The organism is Nocardia pseudovaccinii NBRC 100343, assembly GCF_001613225.1.
Taxonomy (GTDB): Bacteria; Actinomycetota; Actinomycetes; order Mycobacteriales; family Mycobacteriaceae; genus Nocardia; species Nocardia pseudovaccinii.
Map to the genome: position 1 here is coordinate 1 of NZ_BDBY01000354.1, position 7754 is coordinate 7754.

The window sequence follows — 7754 nt, forward strand, 5'->3', positions numbered from 1 at the left end:
CGCGTCCGAGCCGTCGAGACTCGCGACTTCGTCGGATGCGCTTCGAGGGCTCGGACGCGAGACGGGCCGCGAACGTCGCTCGTAAGACTCGCTCCGTCGTGGGTCACCAGTGCGAGTCGTATCCGTCAAACAGAAATGCGGTCCTCGACGGCCGCGAGACCGATGTCGGTGCGAAAGTGGCTGCCCGGCAACTTGATCGAGGCAATCCGGTCATAGGCGTGTGCGCGAGCCTCGGCCAGATCCGCGCCGATGCCGACGACACTCAGCACACGACCGCCCGCGGAGACCAGGGCCCCGTCCTCGCGCAACGCGGTCCCCGCATGCAGCACGGCGGACGAGTCGTCGGTATTGCCCTCGCCCGCTCCGGTGATCACATCACCGACGCGGGGACGACCCGGATAGTTCTCGGCGGCGATCACGACCGTGACGGCCGAACCGTCGCGCCAACGCGGCGCGGCGACCTCGGCGAGCGTGCCGGTCGCGGTGGCGTTCAGCAATTCACCGAGCGGGCTCTCCAGCAGCGCGAGCACCGCCTGGGTCTCCGGATCGCCGAAGCGGCAATTGAATTCGACGACGGCGGGTCCGTCCGCACCGATCGCCAGACCCGCGTAGAGCAGTCCGGAGAAGCCGCAGCCACGCCGCACCAACTCCGCGGCAACGGGCTTCACGACATCCTCGACGATCGCGGTGACCGTCTGCTCCGGCAGCCACGGCAGCGGCGTGTACGCACCCATACCGCCGGTATTCGGCCCGGTGTCGCCGTCGCCAACGCGCTTGTGATCCTGCGCGGGCAGCAGCGGCACCACGGTCTCACCGTCGACCAGGCAGAACAGCGAAACCTCCGGTCCGTCCAGGAAGGATTCCAGCAGCACCGGATGGCCCTGCTCGAGCAGTTCGGCACCGTGATCGCGGGCCGCATGCCGGTCGGCGGTCACCACCACACCCTTGCCCGCGGCCAAGCCGTCGTCCTTGACCACCCAGGTCGGGCCGAACCGGTCGAGCGCGGCGTCGAGTTCAGCGGGGTTGTCCACAATCTCGCTGTGCGCGGTGCGGACCCCGGCGGCCGTCATGACGTCCTTCGCGAACGCCTTCGAACCCTCGATGCGCGCGGCCGCGGCGGATGGACCGAAGCACGCGATGCCCGCGGCCCGGACCGCATCGGCGACGCCGAGTACCAGTGGCACCTCGGGGCCGATCACCACCAGGTCCGCGTCCAGGTCGGTAGCCAGCGCGACAACTGCCTCCGCGGAGGACTGATCGACTGCTCTGACCTGCGCGTACTGGGCGATCCCCGCATTGCCCGGCGCCGCGAACAGCGCGGTCACCGCGGGGTCCCGGCGCAGGGCCAGGACGAGGGCATGTTCACGGGCTCCAGAACCGATGACGAGTACGCGCACGGGCAACAGCTTAGGTTGTTGCCAATGGTGGCTCCCCCGCCTCCCCGGAACTTTTGCCGGTCGTTGGGCACGCCGTAACTTCGTCCGCGGACCGGCGGTCAGGTCCCTGGCCCATTCTTGGGCGTGCCCGGCAAGTTACCCATGTACTGGCGAAATCAGTCGTCAGGTTCTCGGCCCCCCAGCGATCGCCGTGTGGATGATTGATGGGAGGGGGCGCGACAGCCGACCTCCACCGCGCAAAGGACGTGCTGACTATGGGTCTGATCGACGGACTGATGGGCAATGCCGGGCGGATCGATCCCGGTAAGGCGCAAGAGGAATACGCGAGACTGATGGGCGGCGGTGAGCAGGTCTACGCCGCGTATCTTCTTGTCCGCGACGCGATTCTGTTCACCAACAAGCGTCTCATCCTGGTCGACAAGCAGGGGGTCACCGGCCGCAAGGTGAGCTATCACAGCATCCCCTACCGCGCCATCACCCACTTCTCGGTGGAGACCGCGGGCACCTTCGACCTGGATGCCGAACTCTGCATCTGGATCTCCGGCACCCACGAACCGGTGCAGAAGCGGTTCAATCGCCAGGTCGACATCTACGAAGTGCAGAGCATCCTTTCGCACTACGTCGCCTGAGCACATGACCCGAGCCCGCTGGTGACCACCGGCCGGACCCGGGACAGCAGCAGTTCGAGGAACTGCTGCGGCTGCCAGAACGCCGCGAAATGGTTGGCGTCCGCGATCAGCGCGAACTCCTTGTGCGGCGCCTCTACATCGTCGAAGTAGCGGCGCGCCCTGGCCGCGGGCATCAGGCTGTCGTAATCGCCCTGAAAGATGAAGAACGGCAGATCGAATCGCGTGCCGTCGTGCCAGGAGTCGAAGTGCACGGATTCGATGCCGACCCGTTCGGAGTACTTCATGCCGTCCGCGCCCACCTTCAGATCGCGCAGCCGATGCCGCGGTGAGAACCACATCGACGGCACGATCAGCTTCTTCAGTATTCCGGTGAGCATGGGATCCGAGCTGGTCGCCAGCTTTGCGCGCAGGCCCCACTGCTCGGCGGTCCAAAGCGTGGCATCCGGCCCCATCTCCTCCAATTTCGCTGCGGCGGTGTGCTTTCCAGCTTTGCGCAACCGCTGTACAACCGCGAAGAAGGCGCTGTGGTCGGGTTCGCCGCCGGTGATGTTCTGGTCGGTGCCCACGTATGCCGAGTACAACTCGGGGTGGTTGCGGGCCAGGCGAAGACCGAGCACCGAGCCGAAGGAGGCGTCCAGCAATACCACCTCGTGGACCTGCAGCCGGTCGCGCACGTGGTGGGTGACCTCGAGTGCGTCGGCGTAGAGCCGGTCGAACGTCATCTCGCCCTGTGCGCCGCGACCGAAAGTCTTTCCAGCGCCGCGCATATCCCACCGAACGATCGTGAAGTGCTTTTCCCACGCCCGAGTTCGATTGGCGAAGTAAGTGTTCGAGGCGCCGGGGCCGCCGTGCAATTCCAGCAGCACGGGGTTGGCCCGAACCTCGCCGCGGATTTCGATCCACTGCTCGATGCCCCCGATGGTGACGAAGCCCGCCTCCGAGATGCCGTTCGGCCTATCGATCCGGAGCGCATGAGCATTGCTGCGGCGACGCAGCTGACGGTGGGTGAGCAAGCCCGCGGGGGCGGCGGCTGTCGCGGCAAGGGCGATGGTGAGCATGTCGTACCTAAACTGTGTCCAATGGAAACTGATATGTGTACGATAGACACAGTTTGATGGCGAGGTCAACACCCGAACCACCGATCGGGAACTCCCGGCGTAGCCTGCGGTGCATGGCTTCTGTTTTCAGCGCGATCATCGAGGGCCAACTGCCGGGCCGTTTCGTCTGGGAGGACGACGAATTCGTCGCATTCCTCACCATCGCCCCGGTGACGCAAGGGCACACGCTGGTGGTCCCCCGCAAGGAGATCGATCAGTGGCAGGACGTCGACGCCGACACCTTCGCGCGGCTCAACAGCGTCGCGCAGAAAATCGGCCAGGCCGTCCGCCACGCCTGGGACGCCCCCCGCGCCGGCCTGCTCATCGCTGGCCTGGAAGTCCCCCACCTGCACGTCCACGTCTTCCCAGCCTTCACCATGGGCAACTTCGACATCTCCGGCGCCAACCCCCACCCCACCCCTGAATCCCTCGACGAAGCCCAAACCAAAATCAAGTCCGCCCTCCGCGCCCTCGGCTACACCGCCAACGTCCCCGACTGACCCCACCGACCACCGGCTCGCCGAACCAATGTTGGTGGAGAGGTGTTCCCGGGGTTCGCCTCAACCAGTACATGGTGATCACGCGTCCAAGAATGCGCTCACGAGAGTAGGGGCGGCGTGGTCTGAATCAGCCGCCAGTGCGGCCGAATACGAGGAGCGGGCGCGTCGTTGACGAAGCGCCCGTTTCGGAGCCCCCTGTCAGGATTGAACTGACGACCTTCGCTTTACAAGAGCGGTGCTCTACCACTGAGCTAAGGAGGCGGGTGAAGCGGTTGCCATCATAACGGGGCGCACCGACGGCGCGACACTGGGTTTCCAATGCCCGGCGGCTTCCCTTAACGATCCTCGGCATTGTCGGTGGGTAGCGGTAGCGTCCACAGCGTGAGGCGATGTAAGGGGTGCGCCGCTGCGCTGGTCAAACGGAGTCAGCGGGTCTACTGCAGTCTGGGATGCCAGCAGGCAACCCAGCGTAAAGCCCTGACCGAGCGGTGGTTGCATACAGGCGAAGCCCGAGTACGCGGCCACCAAGGGCATTATCTCCGCGATTACCTGACCGACGCCCAGAGCCGCAGATGCGCGATATGCGGTATTAGGAACGAATGGTGCGGGCACCCACTCGCGTTCATCCTTGACCACATTGATGGCGATCCCACTCACAATCGACGGGAGAACCTGCGGCTCATCTGCCCGAACTGTGACTCCCAGCTGCCGACGTACAAGAGCCGGAACCGGGGCAACGGTAGACACTCTCGGCGTGAGAGATACGCCAACGGGCAGTCTTACTAGGCTGAGGACTACCGCGCTGCAGCAAGGTGACCGGGTTACGGCGCCACCCTGCTGCAGATCGGTGAGGGATCGGCGCAGTCGGGTACCGCGGTCAGGACTGGGCGCCCTGGCGGGCCGCGTCATCGGCGGCCATTGCGTCACGCAGGCTCTTCGGACGCATATCGGTCCAGTTCTTCTCGACGTACTCCACGCACGCGGCGCGGCTGTCCTCGCCGAAAACGACTCGCCATCCGGCCGGAACCTCCGCAAAGGCCGGCCACAGCGAATGCTGTTCCTCATCGTTGACCAGAACGAAGAAGCGGCCGTCTTCGTCATCGAAGGGGTTGGTGCTCAATTTCACCTCACTGGATACTGGCGCATGTACGGGATCGCCCTTGGCTCGTCCAACGCTGTCGAGCGTCGGAAGCTCCCCGAGCGTTGTGTCGACCCTAGCAAGGCAGACGTTACGCGTAGGCAGTTACCTCAGGCCGCGAAGAAATCGAGCAGGATCTTGTTCACCGCTTCTGGACGCTCGAGATAGCCGTAGTGCCCCGCATCAGGAACTTCCAGGTAACGCGCACCCGGAATGGCCTCGGCAACCTCCCTGGACAGATACGGCGGAATCATCCGATCGTCGGCGAATCCGATGGCCAGGCACGGCACCTTGATGCCGCGGTAGGCCTGCACCCGGTCGAAATCGTGGTCCATCCGGCGCTGGGCGCGGATACCAGGCGTCACCGCACCGCCGGTGAATTCGAACAGATCGAGCCAGTCGCGGGCGGCATTCGGATCGGCCATGGTCGCTGGCGACATATTCATCACCGCGGTGACAGCGGCCTCGTACTTCGCGGGCAAGCTGACCCCGCTGGCGTCGAGTTCGTGTTCGCCGAGCGAGAGCGTCTTCTGGAACTGGTCGAGGCGGCCGTGTCCTGCCATGAATACGGCCTTGCGCACCAGTTCCGGACGCACCAGCGCGAGTTCCTGCGCCACCCGCGCGCCCATCGAGGTGCCGACCACCAGCGCGGGACCCTCATCGAGCAGTTCGATGAGTCCGGCGGTATCGCCGACGAGTTGATCGATGGTCATGCCGTCGGCCGCCTCGTAGGACGGTTTGATGCCGCGATTGTCGAATGTGCAGACCCGATATCCGGCCTTGACCAGCGCCGGGACCTGATGCAACTCCCAGACCCGACCCGGGCTGCCGGTACCCATGATCATGACGACCAGCGGACCCGCGCCTTTCGCCTCCGTGCCCTTGGTTCGGTCGCCCTTGACCTGGTAGTTGAGTGAAATTCCGTTCACCGTGGCCAGTGGCATATCGACCCTTTCGTGGAGTTGGTGCTGCGTTCCCAAGGTATAGGGCTTCGGTTTTCGGCGAGCAGGCGAAGGGTATGACGCCGAACGTGTCGGAGGTCACCCGGATCCGGGTGCGGCATACCGCCGTGGTGGCCAGATACCATTGACTATTCGCACGTACGAGCGTACTGAGCCGGGAGGACAAGAAGATGGCCGCGAAGAGCAGCGCGAACGACATCGCGGACGACGATCTGGAACCACTCGCCGACGAGACCGCCCGTCAGGCGCAGCGAGTTGTCGCGGCCTACGCGGAGGATGCGGACGAATGCCGGATGCTGCTGTCCATGCTGGGCATCGGGCCTAACTCTCGAGGCGAGTAACCACCTCGACGTCAACGGGGCCGTCGACTATTCACAACTTCAAACGCCGAAAAGCGACGCGCAAAGGATGCGTGAGTGGACCAGATGACCCAACAGCCGTCCGAGGACTCCGAACACGCCTTTCTAGAGCCCCCATCCGAACCCGACACCACGGTGGTCCCCTCCGCCCTCGCCGAGATGAGCGGGGCCGGTTCCGGCTTCGTCGTCGTCGCCAACCGGCTGCCGGTCGACCTGGAGAAACTGCCCGACGGTTCCACCCGTTGGAAGCGCAGTCCGGGCGGTTTGGTGACCGCACTGGAACCGGTGCTCCGCAATAACAAGGGGGCGTGGGTCGGCTGGGCCGGTGTCCCCGATGTCGATATCGATCCGATCATCGAGGACGGCCTGGAACTGCATCCGGTGCCGCTGTCCGCGGAGGAAGTCTCCGAGTACTACGAGGGCTTCTCCAACGGCACGCTGTGGCCGCTGTACCACGATGTGATCGTGCGCCCGGTTTACGACCGGGCCTGGTGGGCCGCCTATGTCACGGTGAACCGGCGCTTCGCCGAGGCCACCGCGAAGGTCGCCGCCGAGGGCGCGACCGTCTGGGTGCAGGACTACCAACTGCAGTTGGTGCCGAAGATGCTGCGGATGCTGCGCCCCGATCTCACCATCGGATTCTTCCTGCACATTCCGTTCCCCCCGGTCGAGCTGTTCATGCAGATGCCGTGGCGCACCGAAATCATCGAGGGTCTGCTCGGCGCCGACCTGATCGGTTTCCACCTGCCGGGCGGCGCACAGAACTTCCTCTACCTGGCCCGCAGGTTGGCAGGCCAGCCCACCTCGCGCGGCACCGTCGGTGTGCGGTCCAAGCTCGGCGTGGTGCAGGTGGGCTTCCGCACGGTCCGGGTCGGCGCCTTCCCGATTTCGATCGCCTCGGCCGAACTCGATGAGCATTCGCGCCGCCGCTCGGTCCGTGAACGGGCCGCGAAAATCCGAGCCGAACTCGGCAATCCGAAAAATATCCTGCTCGGCGTCGACCGCTTGGACTACACCAAGGGCATCGATATCCGCCTGGCCGCGCTGGAGGAATTACTGCTGGAGAACAGGCTGGATCCGGCCGATACCGTCATGGTGCAGCTGGCCACCCCGAGCCGTGAGCGGGTGGAGAGCTATATCCAGATGCGCGGCGATATCGAGCGCCAGGTCGGCCGGATCAACGGTGAATTCGCCAGGGTCGGCTATCCGGTCGTGCACTATCTGCACCGCCCGATCCCGCGTGACGAACTCGTCGCCTTCTTCGTCGCCGCCGACGTCATGCTGGTGACGCCGCTGCGTGACGGGATGAACCTGGTCGCAAAGGAGTACGTCGCCTGTCACAGCGGCCTCAACGGAGCGCTGGTGTTGAGCGAATTCACCGGTGCCGCAGCGGAATTGCGTCAGGCATACCTGTGCAACCCGCACGACCTGAACAGTGTGAAGGATGCCGTCATCTCCGCACTGGAGGACGACCGCGACACCCGTCGCCGCCGAATGCGCTCCCTGCGCCGTCAGGTGCTCGCCCACGATGTGGACCGCTGGGCGCGGTCATTCCTCGAGGCGCTGGCTCAGGACCAGGTCGCGGGCAGCGCACTGCTCACCGACGATGATGTATATCCAGAGGCGCGAGCTCCGCGTCGCTGACGCAACCCCAACGGAGCGAGTCTTACGA

The 7754-nt window shown here is 65.1% G+C and carries 9 protein-coding genes and 1 tRNA gene; 5 read left to right on the forward strand and 5 right to left on the reverse strand.

Features of this window, described 5'->3' with window-relative positions; genetic code table 11:
* Window positions 1–125 precede the first annotated feature (125 nt).
* A complete protein-coding gene (gene purD, locus NP3_RS38550; protein ID WP_063046649.1) occupies window positions 126–1397 on the reverse strand; it encodes a phosphoribosylamine--glycine ligase in 1272 nt (423 codons plus the stop codon).
* A 254-nt stretch (window positions 1398–1651) separates the two neighbouring features.
* On the opposite strand from purD, the gene NP3_RS38555 reads away from it, so the two are divergent.
* The gene (locus tag NP3_RS38555; RefSeq protein ID WP_063046650.1) at window positions 1652–2026 is read left to right on the forward strand and encodes a PH domain-containing protein; all 375 of its coding nucleotides are present in this window, start codon (window positions 1652–1654) and stop codon (window positions 2024–2026) included.
* Here the strand turns inward: NP3_RS38555 and NP3_RS38560 are convergent.
* Entirely contained in the window at window positions 2014–3084 is a 1071-nt protein-coding gene (locus NP3_RS38560) for an alpha/beta fold hydrolase (protein ID WP_063046651.1), read from the reverse strand. The two genes, NP3_RS38555 and NP3_RS38560, sit on opposite strands and share 13 nt — an antisense overlap.
* Before the next feature lie 113 nt (window positions 3085–3197).
* Between NP3_RS38560 and NP3_RS38565 the strand changes: the two genes are divergently transcribed.
* A complete protein-coding gene (locus NP3_RS38565) occupies window positions 3198–3623 on the forward strand; it encodes an HIT family protein (protein WP_063046652.1) in 426 nt (141 codons plus the stop codon).
* A gap of 189 nt (window positions 3624–3812) precedes the next feature.
* Here NP3_RS38565 and NP3_RS38570 read toward each other — a convergent pair.
* Window positions 3813–3884 (reverse strand) — tRNA-Thr (locus tag NP3_RS38570).
* A gap of 120 nt (window positions 3885–4004) precedes the next feature.
* On the opposite strand from NP3_RS38570, the gene NP3_RS47335 reads away from it, so the two are divergent.
* Entirely contained in the window at window positions 4005–4409 is a 405-nt protein-coding gene (locus tag NP3_RS47335) for an HNH endonuclease family protein (protein WP_084509546.1), read from the forward strand.
* 91 nt (window positions 4410–4500) lie between these two features.
* Here NP3_RS47335 and NP3_RS38575 read toward each other — a convergent pair whose 3' ends face one another.
* Window positions 4501–4743 carry an MbtH family protein gene (locus tag NP3_RS38575; protein WP_011207082.1) on the reverse strand — a complete coding sequence of 81 codons (243 nt, stop codon included), beginning with the start codon at window positions 4741–4743 and terminating at the stop codon, window positions 4501–4503.
* Between the two features lie 128 nt (window positions 4744–4871).
* The gene (locus tag NP3_RS38580) at window positions 4872–5705 is read right to left on the reverse strand and encodes an alpha/beta fold hydrolase (protein ID WP_063046653.1); all 834 of its coding nucleotides are present in this window, start codon (window positions 5703–5705) and stop codon (window positions 4872–4874) included.
* 188 nt (window positions 5706–5893) lie between these two features.
* Between NP3_RS38580 and NP3_RS49490 the strand changes: the two genes are divergently transcribed.
* Together NP3_RS49490 and NP3_RS38585 are read left to right on the forward strand one after the other, a co-directional pair.
* Window positions 5894–6064, forward strand: a complete 171-nt coding sequence (locus tag NP3_RS49490) for a hypothetical protein (protein ID WP_169338030.1) — start codon at window positions 5894–5896, stop codon at window positions 6062–6064.
* A gap of 177 nt (window positions 6065–6241) precedes the next feature.
* Window positions 6242–7726 carry an alpha,alpha-trehalose-phosphate synthase (UDP-forming) gene (locus NP3_RS38585; RefSeq protein WP_157124840.1) on the forward strand — a complete coding sequence of 495 codons (1485 nt, stop codon included), beginning with the start codon at window positions 6242–6244 and terminating at the stop codon, window positions 7724–7726.
* Window positions 7727–7754: the final 28 nt, after the last annotated feature.

Excerpts from the sequence above, each read along its gene's own strand:
- NP3_RS38555 (WP_063046650.1), top strand. The coding sequence starts at position 1,652 with ATGGGTCTGATCGACGGACTGATGGGCAATGCCGGGCGGATCGATCCC.
- NP3_RS38560 (WP_063046651.1), bottom strand. The coding sequence starts at position 3,084 with ATGCTCACCATCGCCCTTGCCGCGACAGCCGCCGCCCCCGCGGGCTTG.
- NP3_RS38565 (WP_063046652.1), top strand. The coding sequence starts at position 3,198 with ATGGCTTCTGTTTTCAGCGCGATCATCGAGGGCCAACTGCCGGGCCGT.
- NP3_RS38580 (WP_063046653.1), bottom strand. The coding sequence starts at position 5,705 with ATGCCACTGGCCACGGTGAACGGAATTTCACTCAACTACCAGGTCAAG.
- NP3_RS49490 (WP_169338030.1), top strand. The coding sequence starts at position 5,894 with ATGGCCGCGAAGAGCAGCGCGAACGACATCGCGGACGACGATCTGGAA.
- NP3_RS38585 (WP_157124840.1), top strand. The coding sequence starts at position 6,242 with ATGAGCGGGGCCGGTTCCGGCTTCGTCGTCGTCGCCAACCGGCTGCCG.